Origin of the sequence: Streptococcus mitis (genome assembly GCF_946190325.1) — a bacterium.
In the GTDB taxonomy this organism is placed as follows: Bacteria; Bacillota; Bacilli; order Lactobacillales; family Streptococcaceae; genus Streptococcus; species Streptococcus mitis_CF.
On sequence record NZ_CAMHZR010000001.1, the window covers coordinates 167883 to 188122 of the forward strand.

Sequence of the window (20240 nt, forward strand, 5' to 3'; positions counted from 1 at the left end):
GGAGAGGATATGGAGAAATTCACAGTTTATACGGGAACGACCGTTCCTCTTATGAATGATAACATCGACACCGACCAAATCCTACCCAAGCAGTTTCTCAAGTTAATTGATAAAAAAGGCTTTGGTAAGTACCTCATGTATGCTTGGCGTTATCTGGATGACAAGTATACTGAAGACCCAGACTTTGTCTTTAATAGACCTGAATATAGGAAAGCTAGTATCCTCATCTCAGGGAATAACTTTGGGGCAGGGTCTTCAAGGGAACACGCAGCTTGGGCTCTAGCAGACTACGGTTTTAAGGTCGTGATTGCAGGCTCTTTCGGTGATATTCATTACAATAATGAACTCAATAATGGCATGTTGCCTATTGTACAGCCTAGAGAGGTTAGAGAGAAACTAGCCCAGCTAAAACCAACTGACCAGATAACTGTGGACTTGGAACAACAAAAAATCATCTCACCAATTGGAGAATTCACTTTCGAAATCGATAGCGAGTGGAAACACAAACTCTTAAATGGTTTGGATGATATCGGTATTACTTTGCAGTATGAAGACTTGATTGTTGCATATGAAAAACAACGACCAGCCTACTGGCAGGATTAGAAGAAAATTAGAAAAGGAAATAGAACTATGACAAAACACATTCAATGGAACGGAACACTTTCACAAGAAGGCTATGACATTTTAAAAGGTGAGGGCGGATGTATCGTTTGTCCTACAAAAGTTGGTTACATCATCATGACTAGTGATAAGGCAGGTCTTGAACGCAAGTTCGCAGCCAAAGAGCGTAACCGTAACAAACCAGGAGTTGTTCTCTGCGGTAGTATGGATGAGCTCTGCGCTTTAGCACAACTCAACCCAGAAATTGAAGCGTTTTACCAAAAACACTGGGATGAAGACATTCTCCTTGGTTGTATCCTTCCTTGGAAACCAGAAGCTTTTGAAAAACTCAAAACATATGGAGATGGCCGTGAAGAACTGATGACTGACGTGCGTGGTACTAGCTGTTTTGTTATCAAGTTTGGTAAAGCTGGTGAACAATTAGCTGCCAAACTTTGGGAAGAGGGCAAGATGGTCTATGCCTCATCAGCAAATCCATCTGGTAAAGGAAACCGCGGTAAGGTGGAAGGTATCGGAGAACGTATCGAAGGGGCAGTGGACCTTGTCATCGAAGCAGACGACTATGTGGCATCTATCCAGCCTGACAAAACGATTGAAACTCGCTACGAGCAAGGCGTGATGGTGTCTATGGTCGATAAGGACGGCAAACTCATCCCAGAACAAGGAGGAGCACGCTCAACTTCACCAGCTCCAGTTGTAATCCGTAAAGGGCTTGACATTGATAAAATTATGATGCACCTGTCAGATACCTTTAACTCATGGGACTACCGTCAGGGTGAATATTACTAAGATAAAAAAAGAAGTCTAGTGTTATGAGATATTTAAGCTCCTAACACTGGGCTTTTTGTTTGGAAATTCTTTTCTTTTTTAAATAGATATGATATTCTAGGATTGGACTGTGGTTAGAAGATAATTTAGCAAAAGTCAAATGAATTATCAATAAATATTGTGTTTTGAAATGGAAAAATTTTATGGAAAATATAGTGAACTTTTGGTTAATTGCGATTCCTACGCATAAAAGTATATGGGATGATTTTATAAAAAATAATAAACTTTCTATTGATTTTTCAAATTATAATATTTCAGATTTATTTAAATATAACAATTATCGGGAGCTTCCTGCTGGGGATAAACAAAAGAAGTTTATATGGCAATTTGCACATAAAATTAAAGTTGGCGATATTGTGATAGCTAAGAAAGGAATATCAAAATTTTATGGAATCGGAAAAGTAATTAAATCCTACTATTATGAATCATCAAAAGAAAAGTTCAACCATTCTATTGGTGTAGAATGGTTGAAAATTGGTGAATGGAACATGGGTAATAACACAAACAGACATACAGTGTATTGGGATAGAAATTTAGAACGTATCAATTTATATAAATCCATTCTAAATGGTACATACAGAAAAAATATAGAGAAAGTTGTTATGAATAAAAATATTAACGATTATTTAGATAAATTAAAAAAATCCAAAAACCTCATCCTCCGCGGTGCTCCTGGCACAGGAAAAACTTATCTTGCTAAAGAAATTGCTAAAGAATTAACGGATGGCAACGAAGACCAAATCGGATTTGTACAGTTTCATCCATCTTATGATTATACGGATTTTGTTGAGGGGTTAAGACCGGTATCAAATGGGGATGGAGCTATTGAGTTTAAATTACAAGATGGTATTTTTAAGCAATTTTGTCAGAGAGCGAAAGAAGCTCAGAAGACTGGAGGTCAAGATAATTTTGAAGAAACATGGGCTAAGCTAACGGATGCTATCAATGAAAAGCAAGGACAATATTTCTTCCCTCGTAGTTCGGTTCCAGCCAGTTTAAATAGTCAAGGGAATGTGAAATTTGATTCTCCTGTTGCTACCAAAGAAAAAGTGTATCTTTTGTACAAGGGTGAGGAAACCAAGTTAAAGTACGAAACTTATCAAAAAATCGTTTTAGATCACATGAAAGAAAGTTATGGCTTATGTGATTATGTGTCTCCAACGATCAACACAGATAAGAAATTCGTCTTCATCATCGATGAGATCAATCGTGGAGAGATTTCTAAGATTTTTGGTGAACTCTTTTTCTCTATTGACCCTGGCTATCGTGGTGAAAAGGGAAGTGTTTCTACCCAATATGAAAATCTACACGAAACTGATGAAAAGTTTTATATCCCCGAAAATGTTTACATCATCGGAACTATGAATGATATTGATCGTTCAGTGGATACCTTTGATTTTGCTATGCGTCGTCGTTTCCGTTTTGTTGAAATTACTGCTGAAAGTCAACTTGGTATGCTTGATGAGGTGCTTAGTGATAAAGCTGAAGAAGCAACAATTCGTCTAAGAAACTTGAATGCTGCTATTGAAAATATTCAAGAATTAAACAGTCATTACCATATCGGGCCAAGTTATTTCCTTAACTTGAAGGATGTAGATTTTGACTATGAATCACTCTGGTCTGATTATCTCAAACCGCTTTTGGAAGATTACTTACGGGGTTCTTATGAGGAATTTGAAACTCTGGAAACTTTGAAAAAAGCATTTGATCTGACAAATAACGAGGAAACAGATCAGCAAGATACTGGTGATAATGATGCGGATAACTGACAATCAGCATAGAATTGCTAAGGAAGGCTTTGTCGCAGAATATCCCAAACTAAGTCAAGCATTACTTGATAGAACACTAGATAACCTTTCTAAAGAGGACAATATCTTTATTTTTCCAAATGATTTGAAAAATTCTCCTGACTTAGAGAAGGACCAAAAAATCTTTGAAACAGTTAATCAGAAAATCAAGACTGGAAATGTGGTTGGTTTTCTGGGGTGTGGTCAGGAAAGATTAACGATTTCCTCTCGATTTTCTGATGAGAGTAATGACCATTTTTTGCATTATCTCTTACACAAGGTTCTTCGTATCAATCTCACTAGTTTAGATGTTGCTTTGTCTCTTGAAGAGAGGCTTTATCAACTTTTGATGTATCTCTTTCCCAAGTATCTTCAAGCTGCTCTCCGAAAGGGTCTTTATAAGGAATACCAGAGATTTTCTCATAATGACAGTCATGTTAAGGGAGTGATTGATGTAAGAAACCATCTCAAGAAAAACCTTCCTTTCACGGGAAATATTGCCTACACAACGAGAGAGTTCACCTATGATAATCCCCTCATGCAGTTGGTCCGTCACACTATTGAATACATTAAGAATCAGAAAAGCATTGGGCAAGGGGTTCTTGATAATCTCTTGACTAGTCGTGAAAATGTAGCAGAAATCGTGCATGTAACGCCTTCTTATAAACTAGCTGATCGTGCTAAGATTATTCGGGGAAATCAATCTAAACCTATACGTCATGCATACTTTCACGAGTACAGAAAGTTACAAGAACTTTGTCTGATGATTCTAAACCAAGAAAAGCACGGTTTAGGGTATCAAGATCAAAAAATTCATGGTATTCTTTTTGATGTTGCCTGGCTTTGGGAAGAGTATGTTCATACTTTGTTGCCAAAAGATTTCATCCATCCACGAAATAAAGATAAGACGGACGGAATTTCAGTATTTTCTAGTCGAGAAAGAAAAGTATTTCCAGATTTTTATCAAGAAGAGCTTAAAATAGTATTAGATGCTAAGTATAAAAAACTGGAATTGACTGAAAAAGGAATCAACCGTGAGGACTTATTCCAGCTGATTTCTTATTCTTATATTTTAGAAGCTGAGAAAGCTGGTCTTGTTTTTCCGAGCAAGGACAAGGTTGTTGATAATGAGATAGGAAAGCTAGCAGGTTATGGAGCTTTGTTGAAGAAATGGTCTATCCAAATTCCTCAGAAGTCTTCATCCTATAGTGAATTTTGTGAAATGCTGGAAAACTCCGAAGAAATATTTAAAAGTAATATTACTAAAGAAGTGGGGAGAAAATAATCTCTCCACTTTTTTGTCTTTGATATAAGTAAAATCCGAACAATGGTTTTTAATTTGTAAAATTATTTGACAAAAACTGTACTTTAGTTTATAATGAATTAAGGAAACGTCGGAAAAGGCGTAGTGATGCGAGAGCATAGGTAGGTCATTACAAAAGAAACGAGACATCGATATGTTAAATGAATTTCCAATTTTTGATTATGAAGATATTCAATTGATCCCAAATAAATGTGTCATTAAAAGCCGTGCAGAAGCAGATACAAGTGTCACTCTAGGAAATCACACCTTTAAACTACCTGTTGTGCCAGCTAATATGCAGACGATTTTGGATGAAAATGTAGCAGAGCAACTGGCTAAAGGTGGTTACTTCTACATTATGCACCGTTTTGATGAGGCTGGACGTATTCCTTTTATTAAACGAATGCACGATCAAGGGCTTATTGCTTCTATCTCTGTTGGTGTTAAGGATTATGAGTATGATTTTGTTAGCCAGCTCAAGGCTGATGCTCCTGAGTACATTACGATTGACATTGCCCACGGTCATGCGGATAGCGTGATTTCTATGATTCAACACATCAAGAAAGAATTGCCAGATACCTTTGTTATTGCTGGAAATGTGGGAACACCAGAAGCTGTGCGTGAATTGGAAAATGCGGGTGCGGATGCTACTAAGGTTGGTATCGGTCCTGGTAAGGTTTGTATCACCAAGGTTAAGACTGGTTTTGGTACAGGTGGTTGGCAGTTGGCTGCTCTACGCTGGTGTGCCAAGGCTGCACGTAAACCAATCATTGCAGATGGAGGAATTCGTACTCACGGCGATATTGCCAAGTCTATCCGTTTCGGTGCTAGCATGGTCATGATTGGTTCCCTTTTTGCAGGACATATTGAAAGTCCAGGGAAAACGATTGAAGTCGATGGTGAACAGTTCAAAGAATATTACGGTTCAGCCTCACAATACCAAAAGGGTGCTTACAAAAATGTGGAAGGCAAACGTATCTTGCTTCCTGCTAAAGGTCATCTGCAAGACACTTTAACTGAGATGGAACAAGACCTTCAAAGTGCTATTTCTTATGCAGGTGGACGTCAGGTTGCTGACCTTAAACACGTTGATTATGTGATCGTGAAAAACTCTATCTGGAATGGGGATGCTTCCCACTAAGACGGGCTATCTCACTAGAAAAAAACTTGTTATTAGAGCAAATTTCTGTTATAATAAAACAAGTTTCCACCCTTAGTGTAATGGATATCACGTAAGATTCCGGTTCTTGAGATGGGGGTTCGATTCCCTCAGGGTGGATGTAAACATCCTAAAAAGCCTTTAATAGGGCTTTTTTCTTTACACAGCCCTAAATTGGCCCTTAAAACTGAAAATCTCTTTTTAAAGAATTCCCAAATGCTCTCCAGTCCCGTTTTAAAGTGACTCAGGGGGCTTTTTTTGATATAATAAAAAGGACTGTTATCAGTTAGAAAGAGGTTGGTATGAAAGAATTACAAACTGTACTAAAGAACCATTTTGCAATCGAATTTGCAGACAAAAATTTACTGGAGACTGCCTTTACTCATACGAGTTATGCCAATGAGCACCGCCTCTTAAAAATTTCACACAATGAACGCTTGGAATTTTTAGGAGACGCTGTTCTACAGTTATTGATTTCAGAATATCTGTATAAAAAATATCCTAAAAAGCCTGAAGGGGACCTATCAAAACTCCGTGCCATGATTGTTCGTGAGGAGAGTTTGGCTGGTTTTGCGCGTGATTGCCAGTTTGACCAGTTTATCAAACTTGGTAAAGGGGAAGAAAAGTCTGGTGGACGCAATCGGGATACCATTCTTGGTGATGCCTTTGAAGCCTTTCTCGGTGCCCTCCTTTTGGACAAGGATGTGGCCAAGGTTAAGGAATTTATCTATCAAGTCATGATTCCTAAGGTTGAAGCAGGCGAATTTGAGATGATTACAGACTACAAAACCCATCTCCAAGAGCTACTTCAGGTCAATGGCGATGTGGCTATTCGTTATCAGGTGATTTCTGAAACGGGTCCTGCCCACGATAAGGTTTTTGATGTAGAAGTTCTGGTTGAAGGCAAGAGCATTGGTCAAGGTCAAGGTCGTTCTAAGAAACTAGCAGAGCAGGAAGCTGCTAAAAATGCCGTTGAGAAAGGGCTGGATTCATGTATTTAAAGGAAATCGAAATTCAGGGATTCAAATCTTTTGCTGACAAGACCAAAGTCGTCTTTGACCAAGGTGTGACGGCAGTCGTTGGACCTAATGGATCTGGAAAGTCGAATATTACAGAAAGTCTGCGTTGGGCCTTGGGGGAGTCAAGTGTTAAGAGTCTCCGTGGTGGCAAGATGCCAGATGTCATCTTTGCCGGAACAGAGAGTCGTAAACCGCTCAATTATGCTTCTGTAGTTGTGACTCTGGATAATAATGACGGTTTTATCAAGGATGCAGGCCAAGAAATTAGAGTGGAACGCCATATCTATCGTAGTGGAGATAGTGAATACAAGATTGACGGCAAGAAAGTGCGTCTGCGTGATATTCATGACCTCTTCTTGGATACTGGATTGGGACGAGATTCCTTCTCTATCATTTCCCAAGGGAAGGTTGAGGAGATTTTTAATTCTAAGCCTGAGGAACGCCGAGCTATTTTTGAAGAAGCTGCTGGAGTTTTAAAATACAAGACTCGCAGAAAAGAAACTGAAAGTAAACTGCAACAAACTCAGGATAATCTAGACCGTCTTGAAGACATTATCTACGAGTTGGATAATCAAATCAAGCCTCTTGAGAAGCAAGCTGAGAATGCCCTTAAGTTTTTAGACTTGGAAGGTCAACGCAAGGCTATTTATTTAGACGTGCTGGTTGCTCAAATCAAGGAAAATAAGGCTGAACTAGAGTCGACAGAAGAAGAGTTAGCACAGGTTCAGGAACTCTTGACGAGCTACTACCAAAAGCGTGAAAAATTAGAAGAAGAAAATCAAACTCTTAAAAAGCAACGCCAAGATTTACAGGCTGAAATGGCCAAAGATCAGGGCAGTTTGATGGATTTGACCAGTCTGATTAGTGACTTAGAGAGAAAATTAGCCCTATCGAAACTAGAATCTGAGCAAGTAGCCCTCAATCAACAGGAAGCACAAGCTCGTTTGGCTACTTTAGAGTATAAGAGAAATGCTCTAAGTCAGGAAAAGACTGAAAAAGAAAGCTCTTTAGCCCTCTTAGAAGAAAAGCTAGTCCAAAATAATCAAAAACTCAATCGTTTAGAAGCTGAATTGCTGGCTTTTTCAGATGATCCTGATCAGATGATTGAGCTCTTACGTGAACGCTTTGTAGCCCTTTTACAAGAAGAAGCCGATGTGTCAAACCAGTTGACCCGTATCGAAAACGAGTTGGAAAATAGTCGTCAGCTTTCTCAAAAACAAGCAGATCAACTAGAAAAGCTGAAAGAACAGCTGGCTACAGCTAAAGAGAAGGCTAGTCAGCAAAAAGAAGAGCTTGAAACTGCCAAGGAGCAGGTTCAAAAATTATTGGCCGACTACCAAGCTAGTGCTAAGGAGCAAGAGGAGCAGAAATCTTCCTATCAAGCTCAACAGAGCCAACTCTTTGACCGTCTGGATAATCTCAAAAACAAGCAGGCCAGAGCTCAAAGTTTGGAAAATATCCTGAGAAATCATAGTAACTTTTATGCAGGTGTTAAGAGTGTTCTCCAAGAAAAAGACAGCCTTGGTGGAATTATTGGTGCAGTCAGTGAGCACCTGACCTTTGATGTGCATTATCAAACTGCCTTAGAGATTGCGCTTGGAGCCAGCAGTCAGCATATCATCGTAGAAGATGAAAACGCGGCAACCAAGGCCATTGATTTCCTAAAACGTAACAGAGCTGGTCGTGCGACCTTTCTTCCATTGACGACTATCAAGGCTCGTACGATTTCTAGTCAGAATCAAGATGCTATCGCTACAAGTCCAGGCTTCCTTGGCATGGCAGATGAGCTGGTTACTTTCGATACTAGACTGGAAGCTATTTTTAAGAATTTGTTAGCTACGACAGCAATTTTTGATACTGTAGAACACGCGCGTATAGCAGCTCGCCAGGTTCGTTATCAGGTTCGTATGGTGACTTTGGACGGTACAGAGTTGCGCACAGGTGGTTCTTATGCAGGTGGTGCCAATCGCCAGAATAACAGCATTTTTATCAAGCCAGAACTGGAGCAATTGCAAAAAGAAATTGCTGAAGAAGAAGCAAGTCTTCGTTCAGAAGAGGCGACTTTGAAGACCTTGCAAGATGAGATGGCTAGATTGACAGAAAGTTTAGAAGCTATCAAATCTCAAGGAGAGCAGGCTCGTATTCAGGAGCAAGGTTCGTCCCTCGCTTATCAGCAAACTAGTCAGCAAGTTGAAGAGCTAGAAACTCTTTGGAAACTCCAAGAAGAGGAATTAAATCGTCTTACTGAGGGAGATTGGCAAGCAGATAAGGAAAAATGCCAAGAGCGCCTTGCTACCATTGCCAATGAAAAGCAAAATCTGGAAGCTGAGATTGAAGAGATTAAGTCCAACAAAAATGCCATCCAAGAACGCTATCAAAACTTGCAGGAAGAGCTAGCGCAAGATCGCTTACTTAAGACAGAACTGCAAGGACAAAAACGTTATGAAGTTGCTGATATTGAACGTTTAGGCAAGGAATTGGATAATCTGAATATCGAGCAAGAGGAAATCCAGCGCCTTCTTCAAGAAAAGGTTGACAATCTTGAGAAAGTTGATACAGAATTGCTCAGTCAACAGGCCGAAGAAGCCAAAAATCAGAAAACAAATCTCCAACAAGGTTTGATTCGCAAGCAGTTTGAGTTGGATGATATTGAAGGTCAATTGGATGATATTGCTAGTCATTTGGATCAGGCCCGCCAGCAGAATGAAGAGTGGATTCGCAAGCAAACACGTGCTGAAGCTAAGAAAGAAAAGGTCAGCGAGCGCTTACGCCATTTACAAAGTCAATTAACAGACCAGTATCAGATTAGCTATACTGAAGCACTAGAAAAGGCACATGAATTGGAAAACCTCAATCTGGCAGAGCAAGAGGTGCAGGATTTAGAGAAGGCTATTCGCTCACTGGGTCCTGTCAATTTGGATGCTATTGAACAGTACGAAGAAGTTCACAGCCGTCTGGATTTCTTGAATAGCCAGAGAGATGACATTTTGTCGGCGAAAAACCTGCTCCTTGAGACTATTACTGAGATGAATGATGAGGTTAAGGAACGCTTTAAATCAACCTTTGAAGCTATTCGTGAGTCCTTTAAAGTGACATTCAAGCAGATGTTTGGTGGAGGTCAGGCGGACCTCATTTTGACTGAGGGAGACTTGCTGACAGCTGGGGTTGAGATTTCTGTTCAACCTCCAGGTAAGAAAATCCAGTCTCTAAACCTTATGAGTGGTGGTGAAAAAGCCTTATCAGCTCTTGCTTTGCTTTTCTCTATTATTCGTGTAAAGACCATTCCGTTTGTCATCTTGGATGAGGTAGAGGCTGCGCTTGACGAAGCCAATGTCAAACGTTTTGGGGATTACCTCAACCGCTTTGACAAGGACAGCCAGTTTATCGTCGTAACCCACCGTAAAGGAACCATGGCAGCGGCTGATTCCATCTATGGAGTGACCATGCAAGAATCAGGTGTCTCAAAAATTGTTTCGGTGAAGTTAAAAGATTTGGAAGAAACAGTAGACTAGTTACCATATGATAGCATCTCTTAGGGGATGCTATTTTTTAAATAACATCTTGAATGATTTTTTAAGATCAGTTCAGGGGCAAAAAACGACATTTGGGATTTCCTTTTAGCGAAAAGGCTTTCTCTATGATATAATAGTTCCATGATTACAACAGTACCTATAAAAAATGAAAAAGACATCGCAGTACCGGATAAAACAGTTCTTGTATTAGGCTATTTTGACGGTATTCATAAGGGACATCAGAAGCTTTTTGAAGTAGCTAGTAAGGCTTCGATGAAAGATTATCTTCCAGTTGTCGTGATGACCTTTACAGAGTCCCCTAAGCTCGCATTACAGCCTTATAAGCCAGAATTAATGCTTCATATTGTCAGCCATGAAGAACGAGAACATAAGATGAAATGGCATGGAGTAGAGGCTCTTTTCTTACTTGATTTTAGTAGTAAATTTGCTAGTTTAACGGGTCAAGAGTTCTTTGATACCTATGTTAGAGCATTAAAACCAGCGATTATTGTAGCGGGATTTGATTACACCTTTGGTTCTGATAAGAAAACTGCAGATGATCTGAAGGACTATTTTGATGGAGAAATCATCATTGTTCCGCCCGTTGAGGATGAAAAGGGGAAAATTAGTTCTACTCGTATTCGTCATGCTATTCTTGATGGAGATGTAAGGGAAGCAGGTAATTTACTTGGCACTCCTCTACCGTCACGTGGAATGGTTGTTCATGGGAATGCTCGTGGACGGACTATCGGTTACCCAACAGCAAACTTAGTTTTAAGAGATCGAACCTATATGCCAGCTGATGGTGTTTACGTAGTCGATATTGAAGTGCAGCGTAAAAGATATCGTGGAATGGCGAGTGTCGGGAAAAATGTTACTTTCGATGGAGAAGAGCCACGTTTTGAAGTCAATATTTTTGATTTTTCAGATGACATTTACGGTGAAACAGTTATTGTCTACTGGCTAGACCGTGTCCGTGAAATGGTCAAATTTGACTCTGTTGAAGAACTGGTAGACCAACTCCAGAAAGATGAAGAAATTGCTCGGAATTGGAAGGATGGAGATTCTGTCATTTAAAGGTCTCAGGTATAGAAAACGTCTGAAAAACCTACTAGATGGATTAGTTATTTTGTTAGTTTGATACAAAGCACTTTCAGTCCTCCTAGTTTCCTATTTTAGTAACTGTTTATGTTCAAATTATAGACGAGGCTTTATTATGCAAACGCAAGAAGAAATGAATGTTCTGGTACCCGAAAAATTAGCAGAAATTGAGCGTGATTTCGATGTCACAATTTTGTGGGCTATTGAGTCTGGTAGTCGTGCTTGGGGTTTTGAGTCTCCCGATAGTGACTTTGATGTACGATTTATCTACAAACATAAGCAAGATTTTTATCTCCGTTTGAATGAACAGCGCGATGTTATCGAGCTACCAATTGACGATACTTGGGATGTGAGTGGCTGGGATTTAGACAAGACTTTAAAGTTGCTTTATAAGTCAAATCCAACCCTCTTTGAGTGGTTACAGTCGCCAATCGTTTACCAGCAAGACGAAGGCTTTATTGACCGTATCCGTCCGCTTGTTAGTCAGTATTTTTCTGAGAAAAAGATGCTCCACCATTACTTGAATACTGCTAGAACTCAAATGAATAAGTATCTTTCAGGAGATAAGGTCAAACCTAAAAAGTATTTCTATGCACTTCGTCCTATTTTAGCTTGTCGTTGGATTGAAAAATATCATTCTGTTCCACCGATTTTGTTTGATGATTTGGTCAAAGAATTGCTCCCTGATGAAATGAAAGACCATGTGTCTAGCTTGCTTGATATAAAGGTAAAGGGACCTGAAGGAATGGAAATTGAGCCGATAGAGCCAATTCAGGACTTCATCATCAAAAATATCCAAGAGCTGGATGACTACGTCCAAAGTGTTACAGAGGAAAAGAAAGACTGGAAAGCTCTCAATCAATTTTTCCTTGAAGAATTAAGTCGTGACTGAGGTTAATTATGGGAAAATGGACTTGTAGATGTGGTCAAGCAATGAACGACCACAAAGCCCCTGATCCAAATGCTTATTCGGTTTATTCGGATGAGTTGTTTGAAGAAATTTTTAACAATACTGATGAACATGATAGAATTTCTTATGAAGACATTTCAGAGGCTTCCTTTTATATGTGGAAATGTCCCAATTGTGGTAGTTTTATGGTCTTTGGCGAAGAGGTTAATACAGGTTGTTTCACTTTTTATGAGCGCCAGACAAGTGCAAAAGCAGAACCACTTTTCGCTCCTGATCAAGAGTTAAATATCGTTGTTGTTGAGTTTCAAGAGGGAGGAAATGGCTATACTTATATCTGCGATGACCCAAATATCCATATTGGGCATGCTGTCATTGTCCCAGTAGGGAAGGAAAATACTGAAAAAACTGCTTTAGTTGTGCAGAAGTACCATGCCCTACCCAAGGATATCACTTTTCCTGTTCAAAAGTTAAAACGTGTCATCCGTAGGTATTCATATTTCGATCCAATCACTTCGAAAAACGTTTGTAGAAATTTAATTAATCTTGGAAGAATTTTTGATGCTTGCTCTAAAAACTCTAAACCAGCGCCTCAGCAAACATATTACGTTATCAAAACTCCCTTAGGCTATTTCTGGTTAGAATTAAATGGAGTTCCTATTCCAATGAAAATCACACAGATTCAAGTCAGCGATAAAAAGTACCAAGTAGACAGCGCTCTTTATATAAAGCCTTCAGAGATTAACTGTAGAAGATTCTATGAACTGGAGTTGTGTGCTGATTTTGATATTGATGCCTCGAGATGGATCGATGTTCTCTCGGATGAAAACGTTTGGGGCAATAGCTGGGAACTAAATGGCCTTCAATTTGGTATTACTGCTGGGGAGTCTCCAGAATTTGAAGACGAAGTTGTTGCAAGAAAATATAGTCGTATTCCACTTTATTATGACTGGCACCCTGAATTTGAAGATTATTATGGATTCAGCTTAGCTTGGAAAAAATACGAATCTGATAGCGATTTGTCAATAGATTTTTATACAACATAAGAAAGTTATAAAACATCAAAAATGACATCTTACTATAGACTATTTAATAAAAAACGAACAGGCTCTTTTTCTGTCATTCAGAAGAGAACTTGTTCGTTTTGTTTTTAATGGATTTAGTTTGCTTTTTAAAACACGCGATACACATAGGGATTCTCTGGTTTATCGACTTTGGTAAAGCTGTCGATTTCCAAAGTTGGGAGGTTTTGTTTGAGTTCTTTATGATAGTGATTGACCAGTTTTCCTTTGGCTGTTATCCAGGTGTTATTCTCATACTGACGGGTATTTCCCTTGGTCAGCAATCCATAGACACCGGAATCTGCGATACAATGGATAATGCCGAAGCGGAACAGAAATTGGCTATTGGCATGACTAGGGTCATTATAGACAAAGCCTGTGAACTGGACTGTCTTACCCTCAAACTCATCTGGATAGTCGTAGATAGCCTCCATGACTTCCATATAGTTTTCATTCGTAATCTGAATGCTATCTTGGGACAAGTATTTATCCGCCGCAGTTCGCATTTCCTTTTCATAAGCCGATTTTGAAAAATAAGAACTGGTATCTGGTTTCAAATATTGGCTTGTCGTTCCTTCACTTGTCTGAATGGCTTGATCCGTTCCTTCCGATAAGGGGAAATGATAGCCTTTGGCTGAAACAGTCTGAGAATCTAAGCTAACAGTTGGGAAAGTTAAACCGACAACAATCGGAATAGCCAGAAGAGCAACACTTGTCACCTTGGCCAATCGGCTGTTCAGATGACTATGGGTTTTAACTTGCTTCATCCAGATATACAATTGAACGACTGCCAAGATAAAGGAAAGCACCATGGAAATATAGGCCAGATAGGAATAGTGCATGTTGATGTACTGGTTTAATTTGCCCGACAGATGGAGATAAATGGTCAGTTCAAAATAGCCAGCTAAAACTAAAAATCGCATCATAGAATGGCTCCAATCAAGAGAGAATAGACTAAGACGACAAGAGTCACAATCATTATGAAGTGACTGATAAATCGTGCTTTCAAGTAATTTTTCATCATGAGAATATTTTTGATATCCAGCATTGGACCAATCACCAGAAAGGCCAGAACTGGTGCCAAACCGAAACTAGAGAGTAGAGAAGCACCGATAAAGGCATCCGCCTCACTGCAGAGAGAGAGAAGAAAGGCCAAAAGCATCAAGAGCAGGATGGCAAAAATAGGGGTTGCACTGATAGAGGTCAGAATCCGAGTCGGAACATAAACTTGTATAACAGAGGCAAAGAGACAGCCAAATACTAAATAACGTCCCGTATCAAAAAATTCATCAATTGCTTGCACAAAGACTTGAAAAACTTTTTTTGCAGGGTTCAAGTGAGAAAAATTGTGCTCATGACAGGCCAACCGATTTTCTTTTTGAATCGGTTCTTGCCAGAAAAATCCCAGAAAAATCCCAAGTATCACAGCTACAAGAATGGAACCAAGAGCTCGTAACAGAGCGACATGGAAGGAGTTGCCAAAGGCAGAATAGGTCGCAAAGAGAACAATGGGATTGATAACAGGTGCTGTCACAAGAAAAGGAACAGCCGTGTAACTGGGAACCTTCTTTTCCAGAAAACGATTGATGATGGGGACGATTCCACATTCACAAGAAGGGAAAAGCATCCCGACAAAGGTCCCAAAAAAGATTCTCCCCCAACGATTTCGAGGGAGAAAATGATAAATCTTGTCAGGTGTGATATAAACCTCAATCATCCCTGAAACTATACTTCCTATCAGAACGAAGGGAAGTGCTTCAATGATTATAGAAAGAAAAATCGTCCCAGTTTGAAGCACACTAGATGGGAGTTGTTGAAAAGCAGTCATCTAGTTTTTCTTTTCTGCTTTAGCTTTTTTCTCTTTGTCATCAGGGAAAGTAACTTGTTTCAAATCAGGGAGTTTAGCAAACTCTTCAAACATCTTGTCCAAGTCGTCTCGTTTTGTAAATTTTACAGCCATAGGTGTACCTCGATTCTAAATTCTACCTCTATTATACTATTATTTTGAGGAAAAGGAAAAAGTTAAAATTGAGTATCTCACGAATAATAGAGCGTGATATATCCTAATATCCACAATTATTATGATATAATAATTGTGGAATAACGGAGGAAATGATGGAACATCAAAAGATCGGTCGGGTTACTGACGAAGTAAAAGAAATTTTTAATATTGTTCTTGAAGCTAGTGATATCAAAGTTAACAAAGACGGTTTGAGAAGCCATATGATAAAACGCCATCACAATGATGTGATTCATCATATCGAAGACCTGGAACTCATACTGAGTAATCCAGATTTCGTTGGGGTCAATCCACGAGAGAAAGATGCTAGTTTTGAATATGTTAAAAGATTTGATGATAATGTTCTTGTTGCCATCAAGTTACATAAAAGTGGAGATTTCTTTTATGTTCCGACCATGTATCGCTTACAAGATTTCAAGTTACAAAGTCGTATCAAGTCTGGTAGATTGAGAAAGCTTGACAAAAAAAGTAGATAGTGCTAGAATAAAGTTAACGAAAGACATTTGAGGGCAGAAAGGTTCCTGCCGCACCTTGAAAAAGGTATCTGAGATGCTGGGTACACCGACCAGCCAAGTGTCCGTTATTTCAAAGGAGGGAGCTTAAATGCTCCTTTTTTATTTAAAATTTCAAAATAGATTACACTCACCGCAGGCTCAGGCTTGAGGTTTTTTTATTTCTCAAAATGTCTTACTCCAGGTCAGGAACATCTTCCAGAACTGGCTATTATGTCTGATCCATTAAATACTTTTGATATCATGGCTTGGTTAAAAAAAGGTGGTAATGCTCTCTAAGTACAAGTTATTGCGCTATAGAATACAAATCTATTCCTTACATATTTTTTAAATGTTCTACGAGTTAATTTGAAACGTTCAGCTTGTGGTATAATAGACTCATGGATAAAAAATATGAAAAAATCTCCCAGGACTTGGGAGTGACTTTAAAGCAAATCGATACCGTTCTAAGTTTGACAGCTGAAGGGGCGACTATTCCCTTTATCGCGCGTTATCGCAAGGACATGACTGGTAGTTTGGATGAGGTGGCGATTAAGGCTATTATCGACTTGGATAAAAGTCTGAGCAATCTCAACGATCGTAAGGAAACTGTCTTGGCTAAGATTCAAGAGCAAGGCAAGCTGACTAAGGAGTTGGAAGAAGCTATCTTAGTAGCCGAAAAATTAGCAGACGTAGAAGAGCTCTATCTTCCATATAAGGAAAAACGTCGAACCAAGGCAACCATTGCCCGTGAAGCTGGACTCTTTCCTCTTGCTCGCTTGATTTTGCAGAATGTAACTGACTTAGAGAAGGAAGCTGAAAAGTTCGTCTGTGAAGGATTTGCGACTGGCAAGGAAGCCTTAGCTGGTGCAGTTGATATCTTGGTCGAAGCCTTATCGGAGGATGTCAATTTACGTGCTATGACTTATCAGGAAGTGCTGAGACACTCTAAACTCACTTCTCAAGTCAAGGATGAAAGTCTCGATGAAAAGCAGGTTTTTCAGATTTATTATGATTTTTCAGAGACAGTTGGAAATATGCAGGGTTATCGTACCTTGGCCCTCAATCGTGGGGAGAAGCTAGGTGTCTTGAAGGTCGGTTTTGAACATGCGACGGACCGTATTCTTGCCTTCTTTGCTACTCGTTTCAAGGTGAAAAATGCTTATATTGATGAAGTGGTTCAGCAATCCGTTAAGAAAAAAGTCTTGCCTGCTATCGAGCGCCGTATTCGGACAGAATTAACCGAAAAAGCAGAAGAAGGGGCTATCCAACTCTTTTCTGACAATCTGCGAAATCTCCTCTTGGTTGCTCCGCTGAAAGGGCGTGTGGTTCTAGGATTTGACCCTGCCTTTCGTACAGGTGCCAAGCTAGCTGTCGTGGATGCAACAGGAAAAATGCTGACAACTCAGGTCATTTATCCTGTCAAACCAGCCTCTGCTCGTCAAATCGAAGAAGCCAAGAAAGATTTGGCAGACTTGATTGGTCAATACGGCGTGGAAATTATTGCTATCGGAAATGGGACGGCCAGTCGTGAAAGCGAAGCCTTTGTGGCAGAAGTTCTTAAAGATTTTCCTGAGGTCAGCTATGTTATCGTCAATGAAAGTGGTGCTTCTGTCTATTCTGCCAGTGAACTAGCTCGTCAGGAGTTTCCAGACTTGACCGTTGAAAAACGCTCTGCTATTTCTATTGCCCGTCGCTTGCAAGATCCCCTTGCTGAATTGGTCAAAATCGATCCTAAGTCAATCGGTGTCGGTCAATATCAGCATGATGTCAGTCAAAAGAAATTGTCTGAAAGTCTGGACTTTGTCGTCGATACCGTGGTGAACCAAGTCGGTGTCAATGTCAATACAGCCAGCCCAGCTCTTCTTTCCCATGTCGCTGGACTCAACAAAACTATTTCTGAAAATATTGTCAAATACCGTGAGGAAGAAGGAAAAATCACTTCACGCGCTCAAATCAAGAAGGTTCCTCGTCTGGGAGCCAAGGCTTTTGAGCAGGCTGCTGGTTTCCTCCGTATCCCAGAAAGTAGCAATATCCTTGATAATACAGGAGTTCACCCAGAAAATTACGCTGCTGTCAAGGAACTTTTCAAACGCTTGGATATCAAAGACTTGAACGAAGAAGCCCAAAGCAAACTCAAGTCCCTATCAGTCAAAGATATGGCGCAAGAGCTAGACCTTGGTCCTGAAACCCTTAAAGATATCATTGCCGACCTTCTCAAACCAGGTCGAGATTTCCGTGATTCCTTTGATGCACCTGTGCTTCGCCAAGATGTCCTAGATATCAAGGATTTAGTGGTTGGTCAGAAGCTAGAAGGTGTTGTGCGTAACGTCGTTGACTTCGGTGCCTTCGTTGACATAGGGATTCACGAGGACGGCTTGATTCATATTTCCCATATGAGTCGCAAATTTATCAAACACCCAAGCCAAGTGGTGTCCGTTGGTGATTTGGTGACCGTTTGGGTCAAGAAAATCGATACTGAACGTGAAAAAGTCAATCTGTCGCTCCTCGCTCCAAATGAAACTGACTGATTATGTTAAGCAGGTTTCACTAGAAGACTTCGGCAGACCTTTTATCCATCATGTCCAGTGGAATAGGCGTCTACGTTCGACAGGTGGGCGTTTTTTCCCTAAAGATGGGCATTTAGATTTTAACCCTAAGGTTTATCAAGAACTGGGTTTGGATGTTTTTAGGAAAATTGTCCGACATGAACTCTGTCATTATCACCTCTATTTTCAAGGGAAGGGCTATCAACACAAGGATCGGGATTTTAAGGAACTGTTGAAAGCAGTGGATGGATTACGCTTTGTACCAACCTTGCCAAATAGCAACTCCAAACCACTCAAGGTCTATCGTTGTCAATCCTGCCAGCAAAGGTATCAGCGCAAGCGAAGGATTGATACCAAACGCTATCTCTGTGGAGTTTGTAGAGGTAAATTGCTACTAATAAATCAGCCTGAGGACTGATGAAAGCCGAGCCTACCCGTGATATACTATATCTAACCTAGCAGAAAGAGGAAATATCATGAATAGTAAATTTTATAAAATGAGACGAAATCGCATGATTTCAGGAGTTTTGGCAGGTCTGTCAGACAAGTGGAACTTTGATGTTACCCTTGTACGTTTTCTGTTTGCCATTTTTACAGTTGCAAACTTTGGAATTGGTGTGATTATTTACATCATTCTTGCCTCTATCTTACCAACCAAGGAAGACATAGAAGCCGAAATGTACGGAACAGGACCACGCAAACGCAAGGAAGCCCAAGCCATTGAAGAAAATGATGGATGGTTTTGGTGAGGTAGAAACAGTTATTTTACTGTTAGTCTATGAATTCGACTAATCTATTTTAACATTTCTTGAACCCTTGTATCCGCAAGGGTTTTCTTCTTACTTTCTTTTTATGGTAAAATATTTTTAATGAAATGCCTACATTTCCCCCAAATCTTACAAAAATGTAAGATTAAAGTCTCTTTTGTAAGGTTAGGTTATGGCAAGCGGTCTTTTTTTGATGTAAACTATACTCATAAAGAACAAAGGAGTAACATCATGAAACAAATCTTACATAAGAAAACAAGAAAACCAAGCCACAAAGATATCGAGCGCGTTCAGCTGGGATGCGCTATGATGCAAGCAACATTTCATTTGATGGGATATTAAGAAAGGAGATTCTCATGACACTTTTAGATGTAAAACACGTTCAAAAAATTTATAAAACTCGTTTTCAGGGCAACCAAGTAGAGGCCCTCAAGGATATTCACTTTACCGTGGAAAAAGGTGACTACGTTGCCATCATGGGTGAGTCTGGTTCTGGTAAATCAACTCTTCTCAATATTCTAGCTATGCTGGATAAACCAACTCGTGGTCAGGTTTACTTAAATGGAACTGACACAGCAACCATTAAAAATTCACAGGCCTCTAGCTTCCGTCGTGAAAAGCTGGGATTTGTCTTCCAAGACTTTAACTTGCTAGATACTCTGTCTGTTAAAGACAATATATTGCTTCCTCTTGTCTTGTCAAGAAGACCTATTACGGAAATGATGAAAAAATTGGTGGTGACAGCTGAGAATCTAGGCATCAACCAATTGCAAGAGAAGTACCCTTACGAGATTTCTGGTGGTCAGAAACAGCGTGTAGCAGTAGCACGCGCCATCATCACAGAACCTGAAATTCTCCTTGCGGACGAGCCAACAGGAGCCCTTGATTCCAAGTCATCTGCAGCCTTACTTGATGTTTTTGATGAAATCAATGAGCGCGGCCAAACCATTCTCATGGTAACCCACTCAACAGCAGCAGCTAGCAGAGCTAAACGTGTACTCTTTATCAAAGACGGCATTCTTTACAATCAAATCTACCGTGGAGAGAAGACAGAGCGTCAGATGTTCCAAGAAATCTCTGATACCTTGACTGTCATGGCAAGCGAGGTGAATTAG

The 20240-nt window shown here is 39.8% G+C and carries 18 protein-coding genes, 1 tRNA gene and 1 pseudogene; 17 read left to right on the forward strand and 3 right to left on the reverse strand.

All coding sequences use genetic code 11. From position 1 onward, the window contains the following. Positions 1–9: 9 nt before the first annotated feature. The 11 genes from leuD to N8M95_RS00875 all read left to right on the forward strand — a co-directional run bounded on the left by leuD (position 10) and on the right by N8M95_RS00875 (position 13283). Positions 10–603 carry a 3-isopropylmalate dehydratase small subunit gene (leuD, locus tag N8M95_RS00825; protein ID WP_261116398.1) on the forward strand — a complete coding sequence of 198 codons (594 nt, stop codon included), beginning with the start codon at positions 10–12 and terminating at the stop codon, positions 601–603. A gap of 27 nt (positions 604–630) precedes the next feature. Continuing rightward, the gene (locus N8M95_RS00830; protein WP_261116399.1) at positions 631–1410 is read left to right on the forward strand and encodes an L-threonylcarbamoyladenylate synthase; all 780 of its coding nucleotides are present in this window, start codon (positions 631–633) and stop codon (positions 1408–1410) included. Between the two features lie 182 nt (positions 1411–1592). Beyond that, positions 1593–3218, forward strand: coding sequence for an AAA family ATPase (locus tag N8M95_RS00835; RefSeq protein ID WP_261116400.1), 1626 nt, complete (start codon positions 1593–1595; stop codon positions 3216–3218). Continuing rightward, entirely contained in the window at positions 3202–4521 is a 1320-nt protein-coding gene (locus N8M95_RS00840) for an McrC family protein (RefSeq protein WP_261116401.1), read from the forward strand. The genes N8M95_RS00835 and N8M95_RS00840 overlap by 17 nt, the downstream gene beginning before the upstream one ends. A 172-nt stretch (positions 4522–4693) precedes the next feature. After that, complete coding sequence (locus tag N8M95_RS00845; RefSeq protein WP_000931164.1) at positions 4694–5680, forward strand: GMP reductase; 987 nt, start codon at positions 4694–4696, stop codon at positions 5678–5680. A gap of 66 nt (positions 5681–5746) precedes the next feature. Continuing rightward, a tRNA-Arg gene (locus tag N8M95_RS00850) sits at positions 5747–5818 on the forward strand. Between the two features lie 182 nt (positions 5819–6000). Further along, positions 6001–6699: a ribonuclease III gene (rnc, locus tag N8M95_RS00855; RefSeq protein ID WP_000661487.1), complete on the forward strand. Its 699-nt coding sequence runs from the start codon at positions 6001–6003 to the stop codon at positions 6697–6699. Beyond that, on the forward strand, positions 6690–10229 hold the full coding sequence (smc, locus tag N8M95_RS00860; RefSeq protein ID WP_261116402.1) for a chromosome segregation protein SMC: 3540 nt from the start codon (positions 6690–6692) through the stop codon (positions 10227–10229). The genes rnc and smc overlap by 10 nt, the downstream gene beginning before the upstream one ends. Before the next feature lie 141 nt (positions 10230–10370). After that, positions 10371–11306 carry a bifunctional riboflavin kinase/FAD synthetase gene (locus N8M95_RS00865; protein WP_004269695.1) on the forward strand — a complete coding sequence of 312 codons (936 nt, stop codon included), beginning with the start codon at positions 10371–10373 and terminating at the stop codon, positions 11304–11306. A gap of 139 nt (positions 11307–11445) precedes the next feature. Next, positions 11446–12222: a nucleotidyltransferase domain-containing protein gene (locus N8M95_RS00870; RefSeq protein WP_261116403.1), complete on the forward strand. Its 777-nt coding sequence runs from the start codon at positions 11446–11448 to the stop codon at positions 12220–12222. Between the two features lie 8 nt (positions 12223–12230). Next, positions 12231–13283 (forward strand): hypothetical protein, encoded by a 1053-nt coding sequence (locus N8M95_RS00875; RefSeq protein ID WP_247931782.1) that lies wholly within the window; start codon positions 12231–12233, stop codon positions 13281–13283. A 125-nt stretch (positions 13284–13408) separates the two neighbouring features. Here N8M95_RS00875 and N8M95_RS00880 read toward each other — a convergent pair whose 3' ends face one another. From N8M95_RS00880 to N8M95_RS00890, 3 genes are read right to left on the reverse strand one after another with little or no spacing between them, the layout of a single operon-like run. Then, positions 13409–14224 (reverse strand): TIGR03943 family putative permease subunit, encoded by an 816-nt coding sequence (locus tag N8M95_RS00880; protein WP_261116404.1) that lies wholly within the window; start codon positions 14222–14224, stop codon positions 13409–13411. Beyond that, positions 14221–15126, reverse strand: a complete 906-nt coding sequence (locus N8M95_RS00885; protein ID WP_261116405.1) for a permease — start codon at positions 15124–15126, stop codon at positions 14221–14223. Before N8M95_RS00885 ends, N8M95_RS00880 begins: the two co-directional genes overlap by 4 nt. Beyond that, positions 15127–15258 carry an SPJ_0845 family protein gene (locus N8M95_RS00890; protein ID WP_000268685.1) on the reverse strand — a complete coding sequence of 44 codons (132 nt, stop codon included), beginning with the start codon at positions 15256–15258 and terminating at the stop codon, positions 15127–15129. It abuts the gene before it with no gap. A 155-nt stretch (positions 15259–15413) separates the two neighbouring features. On the opposite strand from N8M95_RS00890, the gene N8M95_RS00895 reads away from it, so the two are divergent. From N8M95_RS00895 to N8M95_RS00915, 6 genes and pseudogenes are all read left to right on the forward strand, one after another. Further along, positions 15414–15794, forward strand: coding sequence for a PBECR3 domain-containing polyvalent protein (locus N8M95_RS00895; protein WP_261116406.1), 381 nt, complete (start codon positions 15414–15416; stop codon positions 15792–15794). A gap of 201 nt (positions 15795–15995) precedes the next feature. Continuing rightward, positions 15996–16109: pseudogene (locus tag N8M95_RS09385) on the forward strand (DUF1919 domain-containing protein); the annotation flags it as partial. A 101-nt stretch (positions 16110–16210) separates the two neighbouring features. Then, positions 16211–18340: a Tex family protein gene (locus tag N8M95_RS00900; protein WP_261116407.1), complete on the forward strand. Its 2130-nt coding sequence runs from the start codon at positions 16211–16213 to the stop codon at positions 18338–18340. Beyond that, entirely contained in the window at positions 18327–18776 is a 450-nt protein-coding gene (locus N8M95_RS00905; RefSeq protein ID WP_261116594.1) for a SprT family protein, read from the forward strand. Before N8M95_RS00900 ends, N8M95_RS00905 begins: the two co-directional genes overlap by 14 nt. A 58-nt stretch (positions 18777–18834) precedes the next feature. Next, entirely contained in the window at positions 18835–19107 is a 273-nt protein-coding gene (locus N8M95_RS00910) for a PspC domain-containing protein (RefSeq protein WP_020901430.1), read from the forward strand. Positions 19108–19481: 374 nt separating this feature from the next. After that, positions 19482–20240 carry an ABC transporter ATP-binding protein gene (locus N8M95_RS00915; protein ID WP_000173372.1) on the forward strand — a complete coding sequence of 253 codons (759 nt, stop codon included), beginning with the start codon at positions 19482–19484 and terminating at the stop codon, positions 20238–20240.